General features: G+C 51.4%; 22 protein-coding genes and 1 pseudogene. 6 read left to right on the top strand and 17 right to left on the bottom strand.

Annotation, left to right across the window (positions count from 1 at the left end):
• Positions 1 to 13: 13 nt before the first annotated feature.
• The 6 genes from nuoF to SYN_RS00710 form a co-directional block, all read right to left on the bottom strand.
• Positions 14 to 1,738: an NADH-quinone oxidoreductase subunit NuoF gene (gene nuoF, locus SYN_RS00680; protein ID WP_011416057.1), complete on the bottom strand. Its 1,725-nt coding sequence runs from the start codon at positions 1,736 to 1,738 to the stop codon at positions 14 to 16.
• Between the two features lie 113 nt (positions 1,739 to 1,851).
• Positions 1,852 to 2,517 carry a formate dehydrogenase subunit gamma gene (locus SYN_RS00685; RefSeq protein ID WP_011416058.1) on the bottom strand — a complete coding sequence of 222 codons (666 nt, stop codon included), beginning with the start codon at positions 2,515 to 2,517 and terminating at the stop codon, positions 1,852 to 1,854.
• 2 nt (positions 2,518 to 2,519) lie between these two features.
• Positions 2,520 to 3,317, bottom strand: a complete 798-nt coding sequence (locus SYN_RS00690; RefSeq protein WP_011416059.1) for a 4Fe-4S dicluster domain-containing protein — start codon at positions 3,315 to 3,317, stop codon at positions 2,520 to 2,522.
• Between the two features lie 10 nt (positions 3,318 to 3,327).
• Entirely contained in the window at positions 3,328 to 6,399 is a 3,072-nt protein-coding gene (gene fdnG, locus SYN_RS00695) for a formate dehydrogenase-N subunit alpha (RefSeq protein WP_083756395.1), read from the bottom strand.
• Positions 6,400 to 6,614: 215 nt separating this feature from the next.
• Positions 6,615 to 7,496 (bottom strand): formate dehydrogenase accessory protein FdhE, encoded by an 882-nt coding sequence (locus SYN_RS14895; RefSeq protein WP_011416062.1) that lies wholly within the window; start codon positions 7,494 to 7,496, stop codon positions 6,615 to 6,617.
• A gap of 206 nt (positions 7,497 to 7,702) precedes the next feature.
• Positions 7,703 to 8,275 (bottom strand): FmdE family protein, encoded by a 573-nt coding sequence (locus SYN_RS00710; protein ID WP_011416063.1) that lies wholly within the window; start codon positions 8,273 to 8,275, stop codon positions 7,703 to 7,705.
• Between the two features lie 444 nt (positions 8,276 to 8,719).
• Here SYN_RS00710 and moaA point away from each other — a divergent pair, with 444 nt between their 5' ends.
• From moaA to SYN_RS00725, 3 genes are all read left to right on the top strand, one after another.
• Entirely contained in the window at positions 8,720 to 9,700 is a 981-nt protein-coding gene (moaA, locus tag SYN_RS00715) for a GTP 3',8-cyclase MoaA (protein ID WP_041584559.1), read from the top strand.
• 513 nt (positions 9,701 to 10,213) lie between these two features.
• Positions 10,214 to 11,164: an HD domain-containing protein gene (locus SYN_RS00720; RefSeq protein WP_041584560.1), complete on the top strand. Its 951-nt coding sequence runs from the start codon at positions 10,214 to 10,216 to the stop codon at positions 11,162 to 11,164.
• A gap of 12 nt (positions 11,165 to 11,176) precedes the next feature.
• Positions 11,177 to 11,554 carry a molybdenum cofactor biosynthesis protein MoaE gene (locus SYN_RS00725; RefSeq protein ID WP_011416067.1) on the top strand — a complete coding sequence of 126 codons (378 nt, stop codon included), beginning with the start codon at positions 11,177 to 11,179 and terminating at the stop codon, positions 11,552 to 11,554.
• A gap of 243 nt (positions 11,555 to 11,797) precedes the next feature.
• On the opposite strand, the gene SYN_RS00730 is transcribed toward SYN_RS00725, so the two are convergent.
• The 3 genes from SYN_RS00730 to SYN_RS00740 all read right to left on the bottom strand — a co-directional run bounded on the left by SYN_RS00730 (position 11,798) and on the right by SYN_RS00740 (position 15,873).
• Complete coding sequence (locus SYN_RS00730; RefSeq protein WP_041584561.1) at positions 11,798 to 13,159, bottom strand: GEGP motif-containing diheme protein; 1,362 nt, start codon at positions 13,157 to 13,159, stop codon at positions 11,798 to 11,800.
• Between the two features lie 79 nt (positions 13,160 to 13,238).
• Positions 13,239 to 14,501, bottom strand: a complete 1,263-nt coding sequence (locus SYN_RS00735) for an FG-GAP repeat protein (RefSeq protein WP_011416069.1) — start codon at positions 14,499 to 14,501, stop codon at positions 13,239 to 13,241.
• Between the two features lie 454 nt (positions 14,502 to 14,955).
• Complete coding sequence (locus SYN_RS00740) at positions 14,956 to 15,873, bottom strand: helix-turn-helix transcriptional regulator (RefSeq protein ID WP_011416070.1); 918 nt, start codon at positions 15,871 to 15,873, stop codon at positions 14,956 to 14,958.
• A gap of 117 nt (positions 15,874 to 15,990) precedes the next feature.
• On the opposite strand from SYN_RS00740, the pseudogene SYN_RS16960 reads away from it, so the two are divergent.
• Positions 15,991 to 16,271 (top strand): annotated as a pseudogene (locus tag SYN_RS16960) (HigA family addiction module antitoxin).
• A 9-nt stretch (positions 16,272 to 16,280) separates the two neighbouring features.
• Here the strand turns inward: SYN_RS16960 and SYN_RS00750 are convergent.
• The 7 genes from SYN_RS00750 to SYN_RS00780 all read right to left on the bottom strand — a co-directional run bounded on the left by SYN_RS00750 (position 16,281) and on the right by SYN_RS00780 (position 21,849).
• On the bottom strand, positions 16,281 to 17,111 hold the full coding sequence (locus SYN_RS00750; RefSeq protein WP_011416072.1) for a uridine monophosphate kinase: 831 nt from the start codon (positions 17,109 to 17,111) through the stop codon (positions 16,281 to 16,283).
• 16 nt (positions 17,112 to 17,127) lie between these two features.
• Positions 17,128 to 17,343, bottom strand: coding sequence for a hypothetical protein (locus SYN_RS00755; protein WP_011416073.1), 216 nt, complete (start codon positions 17,341 to 17,343; stop codon positions 17,128 to 17,130).
• Between the two features lie 19 nt (positions 17,344 to 17,362).
• Positions 17,363 to 18,085 carry a hypothetical protein gene (locus SYN_RS00760; protein ID WP_011416074.1) on the bottom strand — a complete coding sequence of 241 codons (723 nt, stop codon included), beginning with the start codon at positions 18,083 to 18,085 and terminating at the stop codon, positions 17,363 to 17,365.
• Positions 18,086 to 18,244: 159 nt separating this feature from the next.
• Positions 18,245 to 19,342, bottom strand: coding sequence for an ABC transporter ATP-binding protein (locus tag SYN_RS00765; protein ID WP_011416075.1), 1,098 nt, complete (start codon positions 19,340 to 19,342; stop codon positions 18,245 to 18,247).
• Positions 19,339 to 20,037: an ABC transporter permease gene (locus SYN_RS00770; protein WP_011416076.1), complete on the bottom strand. Its 699-nt coding sequence runs from the start codon at positions 20,035 to 20,037 to the stop codon at positions 19,339 to 19,341. Before SYN_RS00770 ends, SYN_RS00765 begins: the two co-directional genes overlap by 4 nt.
• Positions 20,038 to 20,922: a substrate-binding domain-containing protein gene (locus tag SYN_RS00775; RefSeq protein ID WP_011416077.1), complete on the bottom strand. Its 885-nt coding sequence runs from the start codon at positions 20,920 to 20,922 to the stop codon at positions 20,038 to 20,040.
• Between the two features lie 72 nt (positions 20,923 to 20,994).
• The gene (locus tag SYN_RS00780; protein WP_011416078.1) at positions 20,995 to 21,849 is read right to left on the bottom strand and encodes a substrate-binding domain-containing protein; all 855 of its coding nucleotides are present in this window, start codon (positions 21,847 to 21,849) and stop codon (positions 20,995 to 20,997) included.
• A 349-nt stretch (positions 21,850 to 22,198) separates the two neighbouring features.
• On the opposite strand from SYN_RS00780, the gene SYN_RS16150 reads away from it, so the two are divergent.
• Positions 22,199 to 22,372 (top strand): hypothetical protein, encoded by a 174-nt coding sequence (locus tag SYN_RS16150; protein ID WP_011416080.1) that lies wholly within the window; start codon positions 22,199 to 22,201, stop codon positions 22,370 to 22,372.
• Here SYN_RS16150 and SYN_RS00790 read toward each other — a convergent pair.
• Positions 22,367 to 23,374: a DUF128 domain-containing protein gene (locus tag SYN_RS00790; protein WP_011416081.1), complete on the bottom strand. Its 1,008-nt coding sequence runs from the start codon at positions 23,372 to 23,374 to the stop codon at positions 22,367 to 22,369. The genes SYN_RS16150 and SYN_RS00790 overlap by 6 nt on opposite strands.
• 325 nt (positions 23,375 to 23,699) lie before the next feature.
• Here SYN_RS00790 and SYN_RS00800 point away from each other — a divergent pair, with 325 nt between their 5' ends.
• The gene (locus SYN_RS00800) at positions 23,700 to 25,337 is read left to right on the top strand and encodes a glutamate synthase-related protein (protein ID WP_041584563.1); all 1,638 of its coding nucleotides are present in this window, start codon (positions 23,700 to 23,702) and stop codon (positions 25,335 to 25,337) included.
• Positions 25,338 to 25,600 lie beyond the last annotated feature (263 nt).

Below are 25,600 nucleotides of genomic sequence, written 5' to 3' on the forward strand. Positions count from 1 at the left end.
TGTGATCATCATCTTACTTTTTAATCAGTGCATCGAACTCGGAACGGAATTTTTCGACCATCGCTTGAATGGGCACAGCAAAAGCTTCCCCTGTAGGACACAGGGTCAATCCCCGGACGGTATTGCAGATCCCGAGGATCTTCTCGATGTCCGCAGCCTCTCCCTGTCCGGAAAGGAGTTTGTGGAGAATTTTGACGAGGGTATAGGAGCCTTCCCGGCAGGGAACGCACTTGCCGCAGGACTCATGGGCGTAAAATTTAATGGTTCTCAAGGCAAGCTCAGGGATGGAAAAATCTTCGCTGATGACCATGATTCCACCCGAACCCAGGCCTGTTCCATGTTTTGCGCAGGAATCATAATCCATCGTCAGATCCTGAAGCTCTTCGGCTTTCAGGATGGCGACGGAAAGACCACCCACGATGGCGGCCTTCAGTTTTCCTTTCACGCCGCCGGCGGCTTCCATCAGTTCGTTGAACGAAACACCAAGAGGGTATTCATACACCCCGGGTTTGTTTACGCAGCCGCTGATCCCGAACAGTTTGAAGCCGTAATTGTTCTCGAATCCCCACTGCTTGAAGGCTTCCGCACCCTTTTCGATGATGAAAGGTACGCTGGCCAGTGTTTCCACATTGTTGACGATGGTGGGACACCCATATAATCCTTCCACGGCGGGGAAAGGCGGCCGGATGCGAGGCTGTCCCCGCTTGCCTTCGATGGATTCGATCAGCGCCGTTTCCTCACCGCAGACATAGGCCCCTGCGCCACGATGAACGATAATGTCCAATTCAGAGAGCTGACCGTCCGCCTTCGCTTCGCCTATGGCTTTTTCCAGGATGTCCGCGATCCATGCGAATTCGCCCCGGATATAAATAAAGGCTTGCCGGGCTCCGATAGCGCGGGCGGCGATGGCCATTCCCTCGATCAGCAGGTGCGGATCGTATTCCATGATCTGCCGGTCTTTGTAGGTTCCCGGTTCCCCTTCATCAGCATTGCAGATCAGGTAAACCGGTTTGTCCGTATCCTTCGGGATGAAGCCCCACTTGACGCCAGCCGGGAAGCCGGCGCCGCCGCGTCCCCGCAGATTGGCCTTTTTCACTTCTTCCAGAATCTCTTCCGGTTTCATGGTCCCGGCCTTGGCCAGGGCCTGATAGGCTCCGTTGCCTTTTGCGACAGCAAGCGCCGTGGCATCCTTCACACCGCGATTTTTCAGCAGGACGTTGCAGACGCTGCCGAAGGAATAGATCGTTTCACTTTCCGGCATCATTCCTTTTCTGAGGGAATCCAGCAGAGAGTCGACTTTTTCCCGCGTCATGTTCTCGTAATAGACATCATTAACCTGGATAACGGGGCAGGTTCCGCAGGAGGCGAGGCATTCCACCTCCGACAGGGTAAACAGTCCGTCGGGTGTTGTTTCTCCCGCCCTGATATTCAGGGTCTTTTCAAGATGGTCGAGGATTTCCCCCGCCCCCATGAGGGTGGCCGGGATATTTGTATCCACCTGAAGATGATACCGGCCCACCGGTTTCTCCACATTGTACATCGAGTAGTACGTGGCGAGGCCGTAAGCTTTACCGAAGGGCACGTCGACAAGTTCTGCAACGGTTCGAATGTCATCCTGATCGAGCCGGTTGGCATTTTCTTTCTGAGCGAGCATCAACGCCGGCATGAGCGCCGATTGTTTTTCGGGATACCGGCCTAGAAGCCGGTGAATGTCATTTTTTAACTGTTCCGTGATCATAACTGGATTTCTTCTTCTCCTTTCGATTAAGGCATCCCTCTCACCAGCCTGACAGGAAAGAAGGACGTGTCCCCCCCTTCTTTCCTTGCTAATGACAGGTCATGTTCACAGACTTAATGTCCATGTGATGAAGATTTTTCTTCCCCATAGACGACCAGTGTTCCGTGTTCTTCCATTTCCTTGAGCCACTTGGGGTGCTGTTTCTTAAGCCAGGCGCGGGTTACCCAGCCCGTCGTCATGGCGGGCAGCGATCCCGGGGAGCCCACGGTTCCCAGGTAGAGGTGAATGAAGAAGAAGGCGAAAATCGCCACAAATCCCGCGGCATGGATCAGGTACATCAGTCTCACGAGGGCGGCCGGGATGCTCAACGGAAAGAGCATGATCAGCCCTGACAGAACCATGGCGGCTCCGCCGAGAGCCACGACCAGAAAGAACATCTTCTGACCGGGATTGTACTTGCCCACCTCGGGAACCTTGTCCACATGCCACAGATAACCGCCCGCGCTTTTGATCCAGTCCAGATCCTCAGGAAAAACAAAGATCCCCGCTTCCTTCCACCACATGCGAACAGAAAAGAACAGGGACAGGATGAAGAAGAGCGCCGTAAAGTTATGAATATATTTCAGTGATTTCAGCCCGCCGAAAGGTTCACCGAGAAAATTCAGGGAATGGAACATTATTCCCAGTCCCGAAAAGCACAGGATCAGGCAAGAAACAGCCAGACACCAGTGCACGATCCTTTCAAAGGAGTCCGTCGCTTGAATCAATCCTTTTCTCATGGTTATTCCCCTCCCTTCGGTTCTTGACCCTGTTCTTCGTCAGGCAGTTTGGGTCCGTGAATGATGTAATGCAGGAACGAGCCTGCAATCACGCCGCCGGCAGACAGGAGACTCAGAGGTTTGAGGATGTCCTTCCAAAGCATGGTTGTGACCGGCACGCTGGGGCTCTTCGGCAGGTGCTCGTACACTTCGGGTTTTTCACCCAGGACATAAATCACGTGGGTGCCATCGACGAACTTGTCTCCATAGACGTTGGCGTCACCACCAAGCTCCTTCACCCGGGCATAGGCCTTCTTGATCATGACGTCCTTAAGGCCGATGGTAAGGGCTCCAGTCGGGCAGGATTTGACGCAGGCCGGCTGCTGATCCCCCTGGAGGCGGGTGTAGCAGAGATCGCATTTGTAAACCTTGTCCGTTTCCGGGTTATAGCGGGGAACATCGAAGGGACAGGCGGAGATGCAGTACTTGCAGCCGATGCACTTTGCCTGGTTGATGCCCACGGTTCCGTATTCCGTGTGATACAGGGCGCCGCTGGGGCACACCTTGACGCAGGCTGCATCGGTGCAGTGCATGCAGCCGTCTTTCCGGAAAAGCCATTTGAATTCGCCGTCTTTAGGGGCGTACTCCTGAAACCGGATCAGGGTCCAGGTGTTCCACTGGAGATCCGGCGGATTCTGATAACTGCCCTGCTGTTTCGTTCTCAGCCCGGGCATTTCATTCCACTGTTTGCAGGCGACCTGACAGCCTCGGCAGGCCGTGCACAACGTTACATCGATCAGTTTTACGAATTCAGTTTTCATCGTCTCCCCCCTATGCCTTTTCTACGTTGACCATGAACGCCTTGTACTCGGGGCAGAAGGTGTTCGCACAGCCAGCGGTTGGGGTTAACATATTCGTGCTGTCTCCGCCTGAACCATCCTCGGGGAAGAGCCAGCCGTAATTGAAGGGCATACCGACTTGATGAACAGTTTTTCCTTCGACCGTAAACGGTTTAAAGCGCTTCGTTACCATGGCGACACAGGGAGCTTCGCCGCGCACAGAAGAAACCTTGACGCGCGCGCCGTTTTGAATGCCTTTCTCCTTGGCCAGTTGCTCGCTAATTTCCACGTAGAGTTCCGGCTGCATTTCCAAGAGCCAGGCCTGCCAACGGGTCAAAGCACCGGTGCACCAGTGTTCCGTGCAGGAATACGTTGTACAGACATACGGAAACTTCTCGCTGGCGCTGGCGACCTTATCCATTTCGCCTTTAAAGATTTCAATGGCCGGATTAATGAGCTGCGAAGACATGGGATTCTTCGTCAGCGGGCTTTCCAGCGGCTCGTAATGCTCGGGGAAGGGACCGTCGACCATGCCGGGTCCGAACAGAGAAGCCACTCCATCCTGTTTCATGATGAAAGGATATTTACCTTTCTCCTTATCCGCCATCGGCGGCCAGGGGCCATCCGGTACGTCACCCACCCATTTATCTCCCTTCCATTCCAGGAGTTTGCGTTTGGGATTGTAGGGCTTGCCATTCACATCGCAGGATGCACGATTGTAAATGATGCGGCGGTTAACCGGCCAGGCAAATGACCAGTTCGGGAAGAGGCCCAATCCGGTCGGATCTTCCTTACCCCTGGACTGCATCTTATTGATGCCGTCGGCGGTATAGCTGCCGGACATGATCCAGTTACCGCAAGCGGTCTTACCATCGGCCTGAAGATTGCCGAAAGTCGGTACCAGTTGACCCTTTTTGAATTCGGTCTTTGTGCCTTTGGCCTTATCTTCTATCACCGTATCCTCTGTGAAACGGCCATTGATTTGATGGGATACTTTTAATACATCCATATGTCCTTTGCTGTCCAGATAATCCCACTTGAGATTGGTAATGGCCTCGGCATTGGGACCGCCTTCCTTTTCATACAGCTTCTTGACAGCCGCCATAATCTTAATCTCGATCTCGCCTACGGGAATTCCGTCACCGGGAGCATCGGCTGCCTTGTATTTCCACTGCACCCAGCGGCCGGAATTGCTCTGCGAGCCTTCCTTTTCCATTGTTGCAGAAGCGGGCAGGAGGAAGCATTCCGTTTTGATCTTCTTGGGATCGACGCCGGGACCTCTCCAGAATTCGTAGGTTTCGTTGTTGAAAATATTTTCACCCACCAGCCAGTCGAGATTTTCCATCGCCTTGCGGACTTTGTTGGAATTCGGAGTGCTGACGGCTGTATCCGCGGCAACGCAGAAGTAGCCTTTAACCTTGCCCTCGTACATCGCATCGACCATGTGCATCGTGGAATAGTGCTTCCCGTCGTCCATCTTGGGCATCCAGTTGTAACCAAAACCGTTTTCTTTGGTAGCCTTGTCGTCCCACAGAGATTTCAGGAAGCTGACAAAGAATTTCGGATAATTCGAGTAGTAGTTGGCCGACTGGGGATCTTTCGATACCGGTGTGTATTTTTCCAGATAATGATCCAAAGATTCCAGTGAAGCCGACGGCATCTTCAGATAGCCGGGCAGATTGCCATACAAAATACAATGGTCCGTCGAACCCTGCACGTTGGGTTCACCGCGCAGTGCGTTGATGCCGCCGCCGGCGATGCCCATATTGCCCAGCAGCAGCTGGATTATCGCCATAGTGCGGATGTTCTGGCTTCCCACTGTATGATGTGTCCAACCCAGGGCGTAGCATTCCGTCCCGGCCTTGTCCGGAACACCGGTGGCGCTGTAGATTTCATAAACCTTCAGGAGGTTTTCTTTCGACACGCCGGTGATGCTGGAAACCTTGTCCAGGGTGTAACGGGAGTAATGATTTTTCAGCATCTGGAAAACTGAGCGGGGATTGCTCAACGTCATATCCCTTTTGGGAAGGCCGCTGCCGTCTTTTTCCAGCACCCACGTTGCTTTATCGTATTTTCTTTTCTGAGCGTCATAACCGGAGAACAGTCCGTCATTAAAGGAATAGTCTTCACCGATAATAAATGAAGCGTTGGTGTAATTGAGTACGTAATCTTTGAAGTATTTATCTTTTTCCAGAATATAATTGATCATACCGCCCAGAAAGGCAATATCGGTACCGGAGCGAAGAGGAACGTGAAAATCACAGCGGGCGGATGTCCTGGTATAACGGGGATCAACGTGAATGATCGTGGCGCCTTTTTCCTTTGCCCTCAATATCCACTTGAAGGCGATGGGGTGATGCTCGGCGGCATTACTGCCCATAATGAGGATAACGTCGGCATTCTTTAAATCACAGTAGTGGTTCGTCATGGAACCGCGTCCGAACGACTCTCCCAGAGCCGCTACAGAGGGACTGTGTCAGACCCGGGCCTGATGGTCTATATAGACCAAACCCAGAGCGCGGCACTTGACGCTCATGATCCAGCATTCCTCGTTGTCCACGTTGGAACTGCCGTAATGACCGATCGACTCGCAGCGGTTGACCAGTTCGCCCTTGGCATTTTTCACCACAAAATCCTTATCGCGTGTATCCTTGATCAGTCGGGCAATCCGGGAAAGTGCAAAGTCCCAGTCTTTTTCCTCCCATTCCGTTCCATAAGGCTTACGATAAAGCACCTTGGTCAGACGATGCTTGTTAGCCTCTGTAAGATCGAAGAACCCTGCACCTTTGGCGCAAAGGGACCCCTCGTTGATGGGATGATCGGCGTCGCCTTCGATATTGAAGATTTTCCCGGTCAGCTTATCAACACTGCAAATGAGGCCGCAGCCGACAGAACAGTAAGCGCATATCGTCGTTACCTGTTTTGCCGCCTTGACCCGATTCATCTTGTTGAGCTCATCTGCGTAAGCTCTGGCAGGTTTCAAACTGATGCCCAGAGAGGATAAGGCAATGCCTGATCCTACAACGCCGGACAGGTTCAAGAAACCTCTCCTTGTGATGTCCATGGTTACCTCCTTATGAAATATGTCTATAATGACCTATAGTAGAAGACAACTATGTCTTTTTTGTCTTACCGTCAAGGAGAAAATTCCGTATTTTGTCAAGAAAGTCGATGACTTATATTAAGATTAGCATAATCCGGCAATTTGCCGGATTATGAAAGGAGGGAAAAAAGAAAAGAAATTCAAATATTAATTGAATCCGCAGGCATCTTTTGAAATTAAAAAACATTCCAGTCGGTTACTGTCATGGGGACGAAATGTTTCTCCTGCAGAATGATATCGAGATGGGTGAGGCCGAGGGCCGAAACATCCAGATCACGATCGTTCAGGTCACTTACCCGGTTCAGGGTGATCAGGTAGCGCTGGCACTCTTCGCATGTGAAGGCGGACTCCTGGGGTTTATCTTCAATATAGAAAAAATTCATTTCCTGCTGCGCCTCACGTTCACAATAGGGACAGATAACCCGACTGAAGCGCCAGTTGTGCCCGCAACGGGAACAATGGAGCCGGCGCTCGCCGATCTTCTCCCCAATGACGGCCAGGGAGGGGAACGATCCGCAGATGGGGCAGTAGCCCTTTTCCCAGTGGAGCGCTTCGATCTGCTCCGCGATATCTCCGGCTCTCTTTTCGAGAACGATTCTTGAAGCCTGATTCAGAATAAAGCCGATTCGTTCCGCGGCAATGGAAATCGTTCCGGCCCAGATGGAGAGAAGATCCTGTTGCTCTTCCGAATTCCGCCTGAAATAATCATAGAGATCGAAATCATCCGCTTGAAGGGCGTTTCCAAGACGATCAAGATCCTCCCGAAGATCGGGAAAGCCTTCCTGAACGGCAGGAATCATGGCCTGGACAATGTCTTTCCAGGGATCATCCTCCCGAATCAGAGGATACTGCGCGATGACGGGAACGCCTCCCTGGAAGCGGATATCGTCAAGAACCAGGGGCTCGCTTTCCGCCAGCTGCAATCCTTCCAGAATGCGGTTTCTTGCCAGAATCACGTGACGGAACGCCTGCAGGAGGGGTTGACTGTGAGGGTGTCTTTCCATCTCCCGGTCAATGATATCTTCGAGTTTCTCGATCTTGACGATTTCATCTTTCATCGTGCCACATCCTTTTTTATTTTTTCCCTGTATAAGAGAGAAAGGGCTGGTGTCAAGGAATATATGCCTGCGCTGATATAATGCGGAACTGGCCGGGGGGCTTTGCTCACTGGAGAGTTGAAAGCGGCATGCCCGGTTTTCCCTGTTTTGAAGTTGAAAGGGATCATGGCGTTCCCAGATATGCAGCAGGGAGCGCCTTTTTTACATTAAAGATAAGGCGACCCTCCCTGGCAGCTCAGGCAGAGTTCCCCATCCTGGGCCGGATAAGCTTCCCGGCACTGGGGGCAGAGGACAATTTTCCCCTTGTGCTTTTTCTCAAGAAAACCTGGTTTAAGCTTTACGTTCCGAAGTTCGAGGATGTCTGGTCCGGCCTCACGGATTTCTTTAAAGAGCCTTTCGCTATCCTGTTCTTTTTTGGTTTTCAATTTCAGAAACCAGTTTCGAATCTCCTGCCATGGCCCCATTTTCTCGACATCCAGGAAGACACGCACCCCTTCACCCGTAAACTTGTCATACAGGCTGACTGCAAACAGACCCATGGGAAGAACAGTGAGCCATCCATTGCCGAAAGTGCAGGGGGTCAAAAGCTGGACGGCATCGGGGAGACAGGTTCTCGTTTCGCAGATGGCGTCATAGAGGATCCCCTCCGGGAGATTTTTAACCGCCAGGTCCACCATGAATCCCCCGATGAGCACGCCGGGGGCGGGATAGCCGTGAAAGGCCGTTATTTTTTCAACATACTCCTCATAAGAGTAAGACAAAATATTACGTGCTGTCATGGTGTGATTCTTCTCCTTAAATGTGAAATCTTTGAGGCAGAGTGACTTTGAAGGATTCAAGAGAATTTCTAAAGTCGATGAACCTTATGTCGTGAATTGCATGATGTCAAGACGAAAAAAATTATTCAACCCCCTCCGCTTTATTTCCAAAAAATGAATGCCATTCCAATTACTTTGCCGGGACATCTTTCTTTCAGGAAAAATGAGAGATGAGCCTTCTGCCGGATCGAGGGAGCGGAAAAGCAATGTATTCGTACTATGAAAACAAATAGATACCATTCTTTAAGATTCCAGGTTGACATTCGCTGGCATTTCCTTTGAGCCAATACGACAGCTTATTCATATCTTGACATAAGAAGGTGCGCTGCATATATTTTATTCAGTTACATCCTCGGTGTTAAATCTTCAAAATAGAGGCATGATAGGTGAAAGAAAGTGATAGATATGTTGGATACTTATAACCGGAATATAAATTACCTGCGTATATCCGTGACTGATCGATGTAATTTACGGTGCCGGTATTGTATGCCCGAAGAGGGTATTTCCAAGCTTGACCACAGGGAAATTTTGAGTCTGGAAGACATCGTCAGGTCGGTTAAAGTTGCCGCTGGGGTGGGTATTCGTAAGATTCGGCTGACCGGTGGCGAGCCGCTGGTACGTAAAGACATTGCCCGACTGATCGGCTTTATTTCTGAAGTCCCGGAAATTGACGATATTGCCATGACTACCAATGGGGTTTTATTTGCAGATATGGCAGAGCAATTAAAAGCCGCTGGATTGGATCGGGTAAATTTCAGCATGGATACGATGGTATCTGAAAAATTCAGATATATTTCACGTCGGGATCATCTGGCAGATGTGAGGAAGGCCATTTTCAAAGCCCTGGAACTCGGGCTGGAACCGGTTAAAATCAATACCGTGGTCATCAGGGGATTCAATGATGATGAGCTTCTGGATTTTGCGGATCTTGCCTTTGATTTTCCGCTGCACATCCGGTTCATTGAATTCATGCCGATTGGAGATTTGTTATTCTGGAAAAAGGACCGCATGATTACTTCTGAGCAGATTAAAGAAAAGATTGAACAACGCTATGAGCTGACCCCGACGAAGTTAGTTAAAGGAAGCGGTCCTGCCCGATATTTCAAGCTTGCCGGCGGACGGGGCACGATCGGATTCATCACCCCCATGAGTCATAAATTCTGTTCTGAATGCAACCGGTTACGTATGACTGCCGATGGAAAACTGCGAGGCTGTTTATACGATAAGCGAGAAATCGATTTAAAAAAAGCCCTTCAGAGCAAGCCCAGTGATGAAGATCTTAAACAGCTTTTTATTGAAGCGATCCTTCTCAAGCCCTATGAACATCATATGGATGCTGGGTGGGGGAAGGACAACCCTCGTAAAATGAGCCAGATAGGGGGCTAAACCCGGGAAAAATAAGTTTCTGTTCATGATCAGGAAAATCAGGATCTCTTATCCGCTGCAACATTCAGACAGAACACCCGGCTTCCGGGAGTCATAGCCCGGATACTCCCTTTCGATTCAATATATCCTTTAAAAATAAGAAAATATTCACGCAATCATGATGTGGTTCTTCTCCTTAAGCGGGAAATCGATGAGTCCGTATGGTCTGAACAATTTCTAAGCATTATTCAAACGGCCAAACCTCGTGTCGTAAAAGTCGCAATCTCAAGACGAATATCAGGCTGGTTGTTGTAATTGTGATATTTGAGCCCTCCGTTCACCCGGTTCTGCAGGTAAAAGTGGATGATCAACAGCGCTGTTTTTCTATTGTGCTAAATGTAATATAAGGGGTCGATTTTATTCATAAAATAGTTAAAATTCAGCTTTACGGTGTGAAGGAAAAGATGTAAATGTTCTACATGTGACGCCGGTCGTTATTGACGCAATGAATTGGGGGTATCCAAAAGGACGGTCATGAGATACCAAACTTGCCGGGAGCCTGGATCGCTTTCTGCCAGCGATAAGTTCAAATCGGTAGAGGCTGCACTCGAAAGTCATGTCAAAGAAGAGGAAGCCAGATACAGCGGAAAAGGCCGGGGAGATGGCAGCCTGTGGCATCATCTGGTTCGGGTGGCGCGGTTGGCCGAAAAGCTCGGGCGGAGTGAAGGGCTCGATCCTGCAACCTGCAGACTGGCAGGCCTGTTTCATGACGCCGGCAAATTCTCGGGCGGAACTTATCATCAGGACGACCGACCGGAAGAAGAGCGTTCCGTGGATATATTGGTGGAGCTTGCGGGTAAGCATGATTTAGATCGGGATATTGTCGATCGGATCGCCAGATCCTTCCAACAGCTATACCGGGATGGCGAAAATCAAACTCCTTTGACCCGGGTTTTGTTCGATGCCGATAATCTGGACAAGCTCGGATTCCTCGGAATCGCCAACTATTTTATCAAGACCGGTCTCCGGGGCAAAGGCGTGTCTGCGAACATGCTCTATCAATTAACCGCGGAACTGACCTATGCGCGCCACGCAGCGGATTGTATGGCAACGCCGGCAGGCCGCGAGCTGGCCCTCCGCAAGGCGCCGGAAACCTATCGATTCATTTTGGATCTCCTGCAATCGCTGCGAGACGATGGAATCTTTGATTTTAAAGTCGAGGAAGTCATGTTCGACCAACTGCTCCTCGACGTTGTATCCCCTTACTCATGTGAGTGTCGGGGCACGCTGGAACGCCGTCTCTGGAACGTCAGGGGCATCAAATGCCTGGAAATCCATCTCGAGCATTCCTGCCCGAGATGTGAGGCACGCCATGAGATTCGTTTTTGCACTCCGAAGCTTCGAACCCAGGGGGAAAAGAATACAGGGGATCTTTTCCGAACTTCGCAACTTGATATCCGGCAGGCAGCTGACAGTTACTTTTGAGGAGCATGCAAAATGGTCATCGTTTCAAAAGATCCGATTGATCCGGCGACGATGTTTGAAAAAATCGAAAAATCCAGAGGCGGCAGCGTCCTGTTGCACTATGCGGTGGTCAAGCAGAAGGTCGGCAGCAGTGTTTCCGAAGGGATCCACTTTGAACGCGTCGGAGATATGGAGGGAGAACTGTCTGCTATTTCTTCGGACATGAAACGGCAGTGGGATATCGAGGATGTGCTTCTTGTGCGGCGAACAGGAACCCTGGAGCTCGGCGACATTATCTCCCTGGTTGCCGTCAGTTCCCCGTCAAGCAAAGATGCATTCGAAGCCTGTCGTCATGGGCTGGAGAGGTTGAAGGGGATGAAGACCATCACAAAGGCTGAACGGTTCCTCTAACCGCATATCAAGTGCATGCTGTGTTTCAGCCGGCTGCCGGATGAAGCCAACGGCGCCGGCAGCCGGCTGATTGAACGACCTGATTCTGAAGTTATGCGCCGAGGACGATGAGCGCAATCCAGATTGTTTGAATTTCAGAACAGAGTTGCTTCTGGACTCCAAGATCCTTGATCCAGTCATTCGCATCTACCGCACCGGATAAGCATCCATTCGTCTTTTCCAGGATGTCTTCCTGCAGTTTTTTCAGTGCACCGGAATAAGCTCCTGCCGCACCTGTTGCTTCAAGGCCCTGATTTTCTCAACCAATGCCGTTTTCTGCGATTTGACCTTAAAAGCTGCATCATCTTGAGATTGAATCGTATTGATCAGGAAATCCAGGTGTGTATTTAGATTATTTACGGGATAGGGGTCGATGGAGCCATAAATCATGATCTTCTTTTCATCAACGTAGGGCCACCCGGCTTCCATTGTGTTGATGTCGGTTGTTCCCGGAGGCAGCGGCTCTACCCTGATCATGGTTACGGTACGGGAGGAAAAACCGGCGTTATGGTCATTAGCTGAATTATAGGGCCAAATCCATACATTTGGATCGGTTGCGTTGGACGCGGTGGAACGCTGATCCGGAGGACCGGGATTTTTCTGGGGAGGCACAACCCTGAATGGGCCTTCTCCATCCAGCTTGTTCTGCGGGTTCAGCACTCCCGGTGTCAGGTATTCGTCATCCCGCAGAAAAGCCAGAATCATTTTCAAATCAAGAGGGTTAACAATCTCATCACCGTTACTTCTTCCTGCCGCCGATGGGGAACTGTAATTGCACCAGCCGGTTGAGGGATTGGTTGCCATGTCCGCCTGTTCGTTGTAATAAAAGATTGAAGAGTCATATGTGCCGAAAACATGATAAGCGTTGGGATTATTGCTCGGATCAAAGGGGTGATATGTGGCAAATCCGTCCGGTGCATAAACTGTGATTCCTGTTGCTGAATTCAGCTTGATCGCCTTGATGAGGTTCTCCAGGGCGACACCGTTGTATTTCGTGTAATTGTCATCCGACTTACTGGCGTTCATCAGCAGAAACTGGGTGTGCTGGGCCATCTGTTCAAGTTTTTCGAGTGAAAGCACGAGAGAGGGAGCCGGCACATTGCCCGGGTTATCAATCGCATCCCCGGGATACGTTATCGCGCTGATTTCTATCTGATTCGCATAGGCGTCCCCATCGGAATCGAGATCTTTAATTGCCAGCAAGGCTGCAGCGGTGCGTCCCAGGGTGGGCCAATTGCTCTTGTAGGCCAGGCAATAGGGATTGAGTGTCTGCTGCAGATTCTCCGGTGTACTGTCGGCCCCGTAATTCGTTTTGTAGTGGCACCACTGGCAACTGCCAAGAGTCGTCGTTTTTCCTCCTGACGTATAGGAACCGCCACTGTGGCACAGAGTGCAGCTATCCAGTTTGGTGCCGACAGCGTTGGGGTAAGCCGAGCGGAAGTTGGCTGAGTCGACGTCTCCTTCATGATTGTATGCTGCATAAATTTTGATTCCATAAAACAGGGTAAAGGAAGCGACTACGAAAACGGCAATTAAAGCGAATATACTCCATTTCTGTTTCTTCATGGTCGTTACCTCCAATGAGTATTGCAGTCTGCGGGAAAGGCCGCATTAATGTAAATTTCCGGTTAACCATCTTCCATGCTTACGGTTTCAGGGGTATCACGTAGGACGCTCCCTCGTTTGAATCAACTCCCGCGTTGAAATCAGCGAAGTGTGCCCCTGTCACCATGTCATTCCCGAAGGCCGATAAAGAATAACCAAATTCGTCACCGGCCAGCCCATCGGACGCCGTTAACTTTTCCGTCTCAAACCATAAATTGCCCATCCGATGGAAGAGGTAGATCGAACCTTGATTCGCTTTGCCTTCAATGTCATCCTTCCAGGCGCCAACAGCAATGACATCTACGGCAAGGGCGATGGACTGGCCGAACTCATCACCCGCGTTTGTGTCGCTTGCGGTAAGCCTGACGATCAGTTCAAAGGAATCTCCCTCCAGGGAAAAGACATAGGCCGCGCCCGCATCGGTCAGGCCGTCAGGATCGGCTCTCCGGGCGCCGACTGCGATTACATCGCCAACCATTGCGACGGTAAAGCCAAAGTGATCATTCTTGTTCCCACCCGGTGGGGTCAGTTTGGCAACCTGTCCCCACACATTCCCGGATTGACGGAAAAGGTAGACTGCACCCGCGCCTTTGGGGTCGGCATTACGCGCGCCTATCGCAATCAGGTCACCCCGAGCCGTCACCGATTGCCCGAAATGAGCTCCGGCCGAAGCATCGCTCGCCGTGAGCTTTGCCTCATTCATCCATTTCCCGTCTCTATAGTAATACACGTATGCGGCCCCTACGTCTTCTTCATTAATGGCCTCTTTACGAGCAGTGATCACCAGAAGGTCTCCGTGAACAGCAAGAGCACGGCCAAAATTGTCCTCATCAGCCGGAGTAGGAGAAGTAATCTTTTCTTCAAGGTGCCACGATCCTCCATACTTCCGGAAAATGTATGCCGCTCCGGCTTGTGAAAAACCCTCGACCTGTGCAAAGCGGGCTCCGACGATCACCATGTTTCCCTGGATGGCGACAGCCCGGCCGAACTCAGCCCCATTGGTCGCATCCGGGGCTACCAGCTTCTCCTCCGGGACATACGTCAGACCCTGGCGTTTGAAAAGATAGACGGCCCCGGCATTTTCCACAGAGCCAGCCGCAGCCCCGCCTGCCCCCACAGCAACGAGATCTCCATCGATCGCAACGGAACGGCCGAATTCCGCGTTGGCGACGGGATCGTCAGCCGTGAGCCGCACTTCATCAGCCGGCGGCTGCTCCATTGCGTCAACTCCACCTATGCCGAAAGAGATGAATGTCAATAGGAAAAATGCTGTAATGGACGAAATATAAATGATTTTTTTCATATTAATCTCCTTTCTGTAAAATTTTAGAGTTTAACATTCATCCCTCTTTCTCCCCCTTTTCTTCTGAGCGGATGCAAAACCGAATGATTCATCCAGGTGTTGCCTGTACGGCGATGAATCTTCCTATTTTTGGGGGAGAAAAGTGTGTCACATTCGACGGATATATCTGGATAATGAATATTGCATTATTGACATAACAAATAAAGTCAGGAGTTATCTGATATGTGGCTTCGGAAATGATGAGATCCGAGTCAGTCATAGGCTAAACGCATGGTGAATGGTTTATCCAAAGTTATCCATATCAACATATCCTCTAAGAATTTCGGGAAATAATCTGACAGGACGATCAGTGAGTGAGTACGGCAGGATCTGCCGCAATTTTTTCGGCAAGTTCTGTAACCTGTTTCATGGAAGATCTGCCTATTTCGGTGTGTCTCTGCGGTTGCCGGGATTCTCAGGATGCCGAATAGAGAATGCGTCCGGAATCGGAAAAGTCGTAACGGCTCATTCCCCCAACCCGCTGACGGAACGCCTTGTCATGGAGAACGTCCATCAGGAGCTGCACAGGCTTTTCAAAAAAGTTGTTCTGATCCAGCACCATATCGAAGCGTTCCCGGGTTATGGGTACAAAGTCTAAACCCAGAAAATTAGCGATGGCAATGGAAGCGATTCCGACGTCCGCCTTTCCTGAAAGAACAGCAAGGCCGACTTCAAGGTGGGTGAACGCCTCCTGTTCATAACCGGCAATCTGACTCTTCTCAATTCCGAGGCGACCCAGATGGATATCCAGAAGGACCCGGGTTCCAGCCCCTGGCTGACGATTGATGAAACGCACCCCTTCTCGGGCAAGGTCATCGAACCCGTGAATGCCTGACGGATTTCCCCGGCCTGTAACGAGGCCCAGCTCGCGGTAGAAAAGATTGACCACGACTCCTCGTCTGTCCGGCATATATTTGGCCAGGAAAGGGATGTTGTAGGTGTCATCCTGAGGGTTCCACAAATGGGTCCAGGCGATGTCGGTGTAACCGGCATTCAAGGCCAGCAGCCCGTCCCGGCTTCCTGTGCTGGCGGAAAAGATATAAAATTCCGGGTGGTCTTTCCTCAGGCTGGCCTGCAGAATATCCAGCACGGGATCATTGCTGCCTGCCGCCAGGAGGGCGCCTCCCATTTGTCGGCTCCTCTGCCGTGCCTCGGTAAGACCGGCGTGTGCATCTTCAAGCAGCCACGCATCCACCAGATCTTTGGGGAAAAGCCATTTTCCCGTTATCCGGGTTGCTGGAATCCGCCTGGACTTGATCAGCGCATAGACCTTTTTCTCATTAATATCGAGATATTCCGCGACTTCCCGCGTATTCATCAGTGTTTCTGACATACCCCTTTGCCTCTTTTTATTTTCAATCGCCGTTTTGTCTGTTAGTGGTTCAATTCCCCTGAAATGATGTGCCGTTATGTTTCATCCTGGAAATATTTAAAGTCAAACTTCACAGGCATGCCCTTTCACCCGGGCGGAATCCTGCTTGGAGACTTCCTGAATCCCATGGGAATTACACAACACAGACTTGCGAAATCCCTGGGGTATCCAAGCGGCATATTGGTGAAATCATCACCGGCAAGCGTTCCATAACGGCGGACACGGCCTTGCGACCGGCCATTTTTTCCGGCACAGATCCCCAAAGCTGGATGAACTTCCAGACCCATTATGGCTTGACGGTTGCCGAAGAGAATCTCTCCGAGAGACTGAAAATTGAAGTGGTAAGATACGCTGTGTAAGGGAATTCTTTATCCCTTATGAATAATCGTTCCTACATGTTCACCCTTCAGGGCCCGGGTGATATTGCCTTGCTTCTGGCCGTTGATGATCTGGATGCTGCTGATGACTTCGCTGTTCTGCAGAACTTCGAGGCAGGGCCTTTCGATGATCAGATCATCAAAATCCCGGGCGAGTAGTTCGGAAGCGCTGATTTCGGAGACGAATTCGGCGTCGGGGTCCTTTTTGGGATCGTCCGTATAAAGGCCGTCTTCATCCTTGACGTAGATGCAGCTTCGCGCGCCGATCAGGTCCGCCAGGATGATGGTGCCCACATCCGTTCGATGAACGGGGATGCGCCACCCTTTTACCGGCATGGCGAAATAATCATAGGGGGGCATCCCGTGCATGACGGGGATGCAGTCCATGGAAAAATAGGTCGACAATTTGACGACTTCATCATGGCCGATCTTGATTCCGCCCCAAGAGGACAGCAGGGTGGCCACCAGCAGGGCATTCTGCTCCGAGATGGAGCTGCCGAATTTGGCAATGATGCCTGTCGGCATGCCCAGTTCGAGACCAATGGAATAGATATGCCGGCTGCGGGTCCCGCCTCCCGTGGTGATGAGCATCTTGTGTTCTTTCTTGTTCGCCACAATTTCTTCAATAATTGGGGGGAGGGCCTTGACGCCCCGGTCACAGATGGACTGGCCGCCGATCTTGATAATATCCACATCCGGGAACAGCCTTCGCTGTGGAGCAATGGTGAGGCTTTCCATAAACGACTTGCTGACCAGGCTTTCCCCCATCAGTTTACTCTTTATGTGCAGACGCCGTCCGTCCCGTTCGCGCCAAAGCCCCATGAAAATCTCCCTTCGTTTATTCCTTTACTTCCACTTCTTCTTCCTTTTCACCATGTTTCAATAAAACCAGTTCTGCCCCCACCGCCTCGGCGATCTGCTCCAGTTCCTGTTTGCGCATGTGCTTCGGGTAGAAGGTGAGATCGATATCCGTTACGGCGACGAGAGTAAACCGCGGCTTCTTTTCCCCTTCACTGACTTTCCGACGTTCCCGATAAAAAATCTTGCCTGCCATGGTTAAGCCTCCTTATGCGTTAGTTGTTTTTCCCTCTTTTTCCACCCATAATTTCCCACCGGCCTTTGCCCGTCTGAATTACGGGCAAGACCGCTCTCTGTCCCCAGAATCTGGGACGCAACCATCCTTTGGTAAAAACCGTGTCTTCCGGATGAGGGACGATGGCATCTCTATCCAGAGAAACCACGGAAATGCCGCATTGTGTTAATGCAGATACGGAAACCTGATCCGGATGGGCTCTCAGATTTCCAAACTCGATGAATCTTCCACTCCAACCCGATGCCGTGAGACCGACGGCGGCGGCGGCACCTATAATTCCGTCATTCGTACCTCCATGACCGGAAAGGTGAACCCCGGAGGTTGCCTCCAGTGCTTCTCTCTGCGTCATGATTCTTTCCGTGCATCGTTGCCCGAAAGCCATCAAACCTGGCAGGTCCGGGTGCCTTTCAGGAGCAAGACACAGCCCGGGATCGCTTCCCGGCAGGGACTCTCGACAGATATGCTCGCGGGCCCGTTCAAGAATCGTTTCAGTCAGCGAGGGATCAGGTATATCGAGAACCACACAGGCCGAACTGTTGTGAGATGTGTAAGGAATTGCGGGATCGACCAGGAGCTGCTGTCTGACTACACCCCATACGCGGCAATTTTCAGGAAGAAGCGCTTCAAAATGACGGGCCAGCTTTCCTGTGCCGATTGCCGCCTCGGCATTATCCGTATCATCAAATCCAACATAAAGTTTCATAACGATGTTGATCTTATCCTTCTATAATTTTTCTGACTTCATCCTTATTTAATTTTCTAATTTATATTTATAAAAACATAAAGCCTTTTATTCTAAAATTTATGTCTAAGGGACAATTTTGTTGATGATCCAGCAGGGAGTATATCATGAAACGGGTCATCAGGCCGATTTCCGGATTACATGAACGGCGGTAGCCTTGAAGGAGGCCTTGACGGTTTGACCCTCCTGAAATTCCAGACTGTCAAGGGATGTGCGGGTAATGTAGGAAATGAGATCAAAACCACAGTCCAGATCAACGCGGTAGAAAAGTCCGTGGGGAGCGATGCGTGTAATCCGTCCCGAAAAATTGTTTCGAGCACTGCTCTGTTCTTCCGGCGAATCCGTGGACAGGGTGACGTTTTCGGGACGAATGCAGCAGAGTACCTGCTCTCCCACTGGGAAATTCCCCACAGCTTCAATTTTTTGATTGCCGACGGCAATCATTATCCGTCCGTTCTGACTTTCCAGGACACTGCCGGTCAGGAGCGTGTCCATTCCGACAAAGGCGGCCACGAATTCATTGACCGGGTGATTCATGACCTCTTCCGCTGAACCCATCTGGGCGATCTTTCCCTGCTGGATGACGGCAATGCGGTCGGACAGGCGGAGTGCTTCCATTTGATCGTGGGTGGCCATGATCGCGGTAGTCTCGGTCTCCCGCAGAAGACGGCTGAGGTCCGAGATGATGCCTTCGCGGGTGGGGGGGTCCAGCGCGGAAAAGGGTTCGTCCAGAAAAAGAATGGTCGGACTCGTTGCAAAAGCGCGGGCGATACTGGTCCTCTGGGCTTCTCCGCCGGAGACTTTGCATGCGGAACGCTTTGCCAGATGGGCGATTCCCAGGCGTTCCAGGCATTCTTCCGCGATCCGCGTACGGTCCTTCTTTTCCATCCCCCGGATTTTCAGGCCGGATGCCACGTTTTCCAGCACTGTGGTGTCAAAAAGAAGGGGATCCTGAAACACAACGGCGATCTGACGACGATAATCGAGCTCGCTACGGCGGCTGTCAATCTCACTGCCGTTGAAAATCAGTTTTCCCCGGTACAGCTTCAACAAACTGGACAAGGTCAACAGAAGAGTGGATTTTCCGGAGCCGTTCGGCCCGATCAGGGAAAGTACCTCCCCTTTCATGATCGTAAAATCAGAAATATCCAGAACGGGAATTCCGCCTCGCTTAACCAAAAGATTCCTGCCCTGCAGGAGTGGACCGGCGGTTTTCATCGGGGGCGCTCCCTCTGCTGAATCCGCGTCAGCACATAATTGATCAGGTAAGCCAGCAGAAGAAGGATGATGCTCAGGGCGATGGCCGTGTCAAAGTTTCCCCGTCCTGTTTCCATGACGGTGGCGGTTGTCAGCACCCTTGAATACCCCATGATATTACCGCCCACCATGATAGAGGCTCCAACCTCGGAAATGACCCCGCCGAATCCGGCCATGACGGCGGCCAGCAGGGGCAGCCGGGCTTCCCTGATGAGAAGGCCGAGCATCTGCATGCGGGTTGCCCCGAGGGCCAGGATCTGGAGGCGCAGTTTAGGGGGGAGGTTCTGCATGGCAGCCAGGGTGATGCCGGTGACGATGGGGGTGGCAATGACCGACTGGGCAACAATAATAGCCGTTGGCGTGTAGAGGATTTCCAGAAAGCCCAACGGTCCATTCCGCCAGAGGAAGATGGTGACAAAAAGACCCACCACCACCGGCGGCAGTCCCATCCCGGTGTTGATCAGGCTGACCACGATTTTCCGGCCCGGGAACCGGGTGAGGGCCACCACGGTTCCCGAGAAGATGCCGAAAAAGAGGCTGATGAGGGTGGCCGTTCCTGACACCTTGAGCGACAGCAGGGTGATCCCCAGGACTTCAGGGTCCAGGGTGACAATCAGGGTTATGGCCTTCCAGATGCCTTCAAGTATCAGATCCATTTATTTTCCGAGATCCTCCACTTTTTTCCCTGCATCGGGGAAGAACAGCGGAGATCCATATTTGCTCACACCGAAGGTTTTGATGATCTTCTGGGTTGCGGGAGACACCATGAAGTCGGCAAAGGCCTTCGCGCCCGCTGCGTTGACTTTCGGCCACTTGGCATGATTGACTTCAATTACGTGATAGATATTCAGCAGGATGGGGTCACCTTCCATGAGGATCGGGAGACCGAGATTTTTCTGCAGAGAAAGCCATGTTCCCCGGTCGGCAAGGGTGTAGCCCTTCTTCTCGGCGGCGACATTGAGGGTCTGTCCCATGCCCAATCCTGTCTGCTGATACCATTTCTGACCTTCGGGATTGATCCCGGCGGCTTTCCAGATAGCCTTTTCCTTGGCATGCGTTCCGGAATTATCTCCCCGGGAAATAAAGAGGGAACCAGTGTTGGCCATCTTTGTGAAGGCTTCCGGCGAGGTCCTGGAGCCTTTAATCCGAGCGGGATCGGCGGACGGTCCCACGATGACGAAGTCGTTATGCATGACCAGACGGCGGTTGATTCCATATTGTCCTTCAATGAATTTTTTTTCCGCATCTGGGGAATGGACGAGAAGGACATCCGCCTCGCCTTTCTGTCCCATCGCCATCGCCTGACCGGAGCCGACGGCGATGGTCTTGACAAAATAACCGGTTTTCTTTTCGAAAATCGGAATCAGGGTGTCCAGCAGTCCCGTGTCCTGAGTGCTGGTCGTGGTGGCCAGAATAATGTTTTTCTGCTTTACCTGCTTAGCCGCCTGAGCAGTTGCGGCTGTTGTCAGACCTGTAACAAGGCACAGGAGCACTAGAAATCCCAGCCAACGGAAAAGGGTGTTCAACGGTTTTCGCTTCATTTTTCATCCTCCTTAATAGATTTTTGCAACTCAGTTAAAGAAATTCAGCGGGAAATAAATCTGATGGACAGATTATTTCTTCTGTGCTTTCTGCCATGCTTCCGAATTGGGGAAGAAAAGCGGGGCGCCGTATTTTTCCTTGCCGAAATCCCGGATGATCAATTGTCCCTTTTTCGGGTCGGTCAACCAGTTGACAAAACGCATCGTGTCGGTTGCATTGACTGTTTTGAATTTTTTCTGACTCACGGGGATAAGGCTGATGTAGTTCAGCATGGCTTCATCGCCTTCCACGAGGATGACCAGTGAAATCTGATCCTTGAGGGCGAGATAGGTGGCCCGGTCGATCACCGTGTAAGCCCCTTGCTGATTGGTATATTTCAGCGTGGGGGCATTGCCTTCCGAACCTTTTTCATAGACCTGGTACCAGGAACCGGCCGGTTTGAGTCCCGCCTTCCCCCAGAGTTCCATCTCCGCCACATGGGTTCCCGACTTGTCCCCCCGACTGATGAACGGGACGCCTTTTTCTGCAATCCTGCCCAGCGCTTCCGCGGCCGTTTTCATTCCTTTGATTCCGGCCGGGTCAGCAGCTGGACCGACCAGTACGAAATCATTGTACATCAGCGGGATTCGCTGCGTTCCGAATCCTTCCTGGACAAACTTTTCTTCCAGGGATTTGGCATGGACCATGACGAGATCAACGTTGCCTTTCCGGGCGATATCCAGTGCCGCACCTGTCCCGGCGCCGACATGACGGACCCGGATGTCCGTTTCCTTTTCAAACGCGTTTTCCAGGGCATCGACGATTCCGGCGTCAATGGGGCCGATGGTCGAAGAAAGCAGAACAAACTTGCTGCCGTCAACGGCGTTAGCCAATCCCGGAAACCCTAACCAGAGGAACGTCAAAAGATAAAGAAACAATCTTTTCATGGAACAAATCTCCTTTCTTCCGTTCTATATTAAAAGGAGGGGAATCCCCCTTTTATTCCCCTGTTATGAGGAATGCACCGGTTTCGACCAAGGAATCATGAAGCGGAATACAGAATCCGTCCGGAATCTGAGAAGTCGTAACGGCTCATACCCTCGACCCGCAGACGGAAAGACGGATCATGGATAACGTCTATCAGAGCCTGTACCGCTTTTTTGAAAAAGGTATGGACATGATCCGCCGCCCCTTCCTGATTTTAGGGCCTGTGAAACTATTCTATACTTAGCCAATTTCGGGAATGCAAGGGGAAAACGACTTATTCTGACAAATAATAACTATAATGGGAAAAAGATGATGGGTTGGATTTTCCTTGTTCTGCGGCTTTTTCCCAAAGCAGGCCAAGCCGCTGTTTTTGGTGCTGTTCATGAAGCACAAGGATCTTTTCCGCAAGTTACGAAATCCCGGAACTTGCAGAAAAAAGGGTGGGAAATAAAGCCCGTGGTTTCTGCGGGTCTTGAATTATAAGTATTCATTGATCCGTCTTTCCATTTCCTCGTAGTGGAAAAGTTTCCGGAAATCAATAAGTCCGGCAAGGGCGCGGGAATAGAGCCTTACCCCCGTTTCCTCCATGATGGAAACGGGATTGAGGCCGCCGATGATGATAGCGCCAACCCGTCCTTCACTGACAGGGATATCGAGGAGGGACTGGCCTGGCATTCCGATTCGAAGCAGTCCGCCGAGGCCGATCCGCTTCATCTTCCTGTCGAGGTGTTCCACCATTTCACGGCTCTCCGCGGGAAATTCCCGGAAACTGGCGCCGATCCTGCCGTTGCCGGTCTGAACGGCGTCGATGTAATTGGTCATCCCGCTGCGAATGAAGATTTCCAGTGGATCGATGCTTGTTCCGTCGTACATGATGATTTCGGCAAAACGCAGCGGCTTTCCATTCTGAAGCTCCAGCAGTCCGCCGAACCGGGATGTGGTGGGTATGGCATGCTTCAGCAGAACGCCGTTCAGTGTGATGGAACAGACGGTGCCGATCCCGATCGTGCCTTCGGGGACCGTGACATATCCCAGGGTTTCACCCGGTCCCAGGAAAGTGAGCAGATGCCCCATGGCGTATCCCTTCTCATAAACTTTTTTTACAAGGGGAATGCTTCTGGCAAAAATGCCGGGTTCCACGAGGGTTACATTGATTACGACTTTCCCGGATGCTGTGTTGAGGTCAAAGTTCATCTGATAGGTCATGGTGTCGATCTTGGCGGACAGAAAACCGACTTTGTCAATGACGTTGGAGGAATCGAATTCGTCCAGTCCTTTTTCGCTGATTGTATGGCCTCTTTTGCCGCTATTGACCGTAAGGCCGTCCTGCTCCATTTCCTGGAGATAGAGGCGGACCGTTCGTTCGCTGATTTCCTGTCCGATGGCCACAAGCTCCTGGGCAATTTTCGTGCTGGTCAGAGGCGTTCCGGAATTTTTGAGCACCCGGAGAATGGAAAGTTCCTTTTTTTTCTTTCTTTCTTTCATCTTTTCTCGATCCTCTCTATCGCGTCATTCGCAAAAATTTCCTGAAGCTTTACCGCTGCCTTTCTTGGATCACAAGATCTTTTCGGAATGAGTATTCTCTTATGGTTCCAAAAAATTGTTTTAGCGGCAATATTGCCGATTGGAAGATGATATACAGGAAATAAAATCGAATTACAACCTGAATAATGCCGAAAAACAATTCAAAATATTTCTTGACAGTCCTTAAGTGCATTGTTAATACGCACCTTACATTAAGATTTGCAAATGGCAATAGCTTGCCGGTATTATGGCAATTAATTACCGATTAAAAGAGGAGGAAGGTAGAATGGAATGGCCTAAAAGCAATGACGTGATAGGAACCGTAAACCGCGGCAATCCGGCTGAATCCGGGTTGTGCACTCTTTGCCGCTCGGATTGCAAAGGACGCTGCGAAACGTGGCTGTCAAGTCTGAAAGGCAGAAAGATTCTTTATCCCAGGGATTTCGGGTTTGTAACGGCGGGCAGCGCGAACACCTGCCATCTCGGAGTCTGTTATAACTCGCTCCGCATTCAGGGTTACAATTACGGTGTATCCGGGCTGCCCGCGGGACTGAGCAGCTCCGCCGACGACTGCATCTTTCCCAACGTCAATATCGAAGGTTCCTTCGGCAATGAGGTGAAAACGAAATTCCGTTTGCCCATCATGACCGGCGCCCTGGGTTCAACTTTTATTGCCGCCAAGTACTGGGATTCCTTTGCGACGGGCGCCGCCCTGGTGGGAATTCCCATCGTCATCGGCGAAAACGTGGTCGGCATCGACAAAGAGGCAGTCATCAATAACGGCAAGATCTCCAAAGCCCCCGAGCTGGACCGGCGGATTGAAACCTTCCTCAAGTATTACGACGGCTACGGCGCCATCATTGTTCAGATGAATGTGGAAGATACGAGAAACGGCGTGGCGGAATACGTCATCAACAAATACGGTGACAAGGCCATCATCGAGCTGAAATGGGGTCAGGGAGCCAAGGATATCGGCGGTGAAATCCAGGTCGACAGCCTCGACTATGCCCTGTTTCTGAAGGAAAGGGGCTATGTCGTTGACCCCGATCCAGCGAAACCGGAAGTGCAGGAAGCCTTCAGGCACGGCGCCGTCAAATCCTTCGCCCGCCACAGCAGGCTGGGATATACCGACATGTCCTCGGTGGAAAAAGTAAGTGAATCCTTCATGGAATCCGTTGCGCATCTCCGCAGGCTCGGGTACAAGCGGATCTCGCTGAAGACAGGCTCCTACGGCATGGAAGCGCTGGCCATGGCCATCAAATACGCAACGGATGCGAAGCTGGATCTGCTCACAGTCGATGGTTCCGGCGGCGGCACCGGCATGAGCCCCTGGAACATGATGGAGACCTGGGGAGTTCCTTCTATCCTGCTGCATTCAAAGACCATTGAGTATGCGTCGATTCTGGCGGCTAAGGGCGACAAGGTCGTGGACATCGCCCTGGCGGGCGGCCTGGCGCGGGAAGATCATATCTTCAAGGCCCTGGCTCTGGGCGCGCCCTACACCAAACTCGTCTGCATGGGGCGGGCCGCGATGATTCCGGGTTTTCTGGGTTCCAACATCGAAGGTGTGCTGAAACCGGAACGGAAGGCAAAAGTGAACGGAAACTGGGATGAACTGCCGATCTCCGTCAGGGAAATCGGCGCGTCGACGGAAGAGCTCTTCGCGGGGTATTATGATCTTCAGAAAAAGGTGGGGGCGGACGAAATGAAAAACATCCCCTATGGCGCAATAGCCATGTGGACGCTCGCCGACAAACTTGCGGCAGGATTGCAGCAGTTGATGGCCGGGGCAAGGCGATTCGACCTCAGCCAGATTTCCAGGGGAGACGTTTTCTCCGCCAACAGGGAAACTGAAAGAGAAACCAAGATTCCCTTCATTACCGATGTCCTGGATGAAAGCGCGAAGAAAATCCTCAACAGTTGAACTTCTTCTCTCTGCTGAAAAGCCCTGCAAGGGGCGTTGTCGAATTCAGGAAAGGCAGATTGGCGGTAAACGCTTCTCTGCCTTTCTTCATTCTGGCCGTGCACTGACATCCCATGGGTGTTGAATCCGATGCGCAACGATCCGGCAGGTTAAGCCGATGACTTCCGCGGAAGGCGGTTTGCACAATACTTCTCATGCTGTGCACGACGGGACGGTAGCTCCCTCTGTTTGATTTATGAACAGAAATCCATTATGAAGGATGA

The organism is Syntrophus aciditrophicus SB (assembly GCF_000013405.1).
GTDB classification, from domain to species: domain Bacteria; phylum Desulfobacterota; class Syntrophia; order Syntrophales; family Syntrophaceae; genus Syntrophus; species Syntrophus aciditrophicus.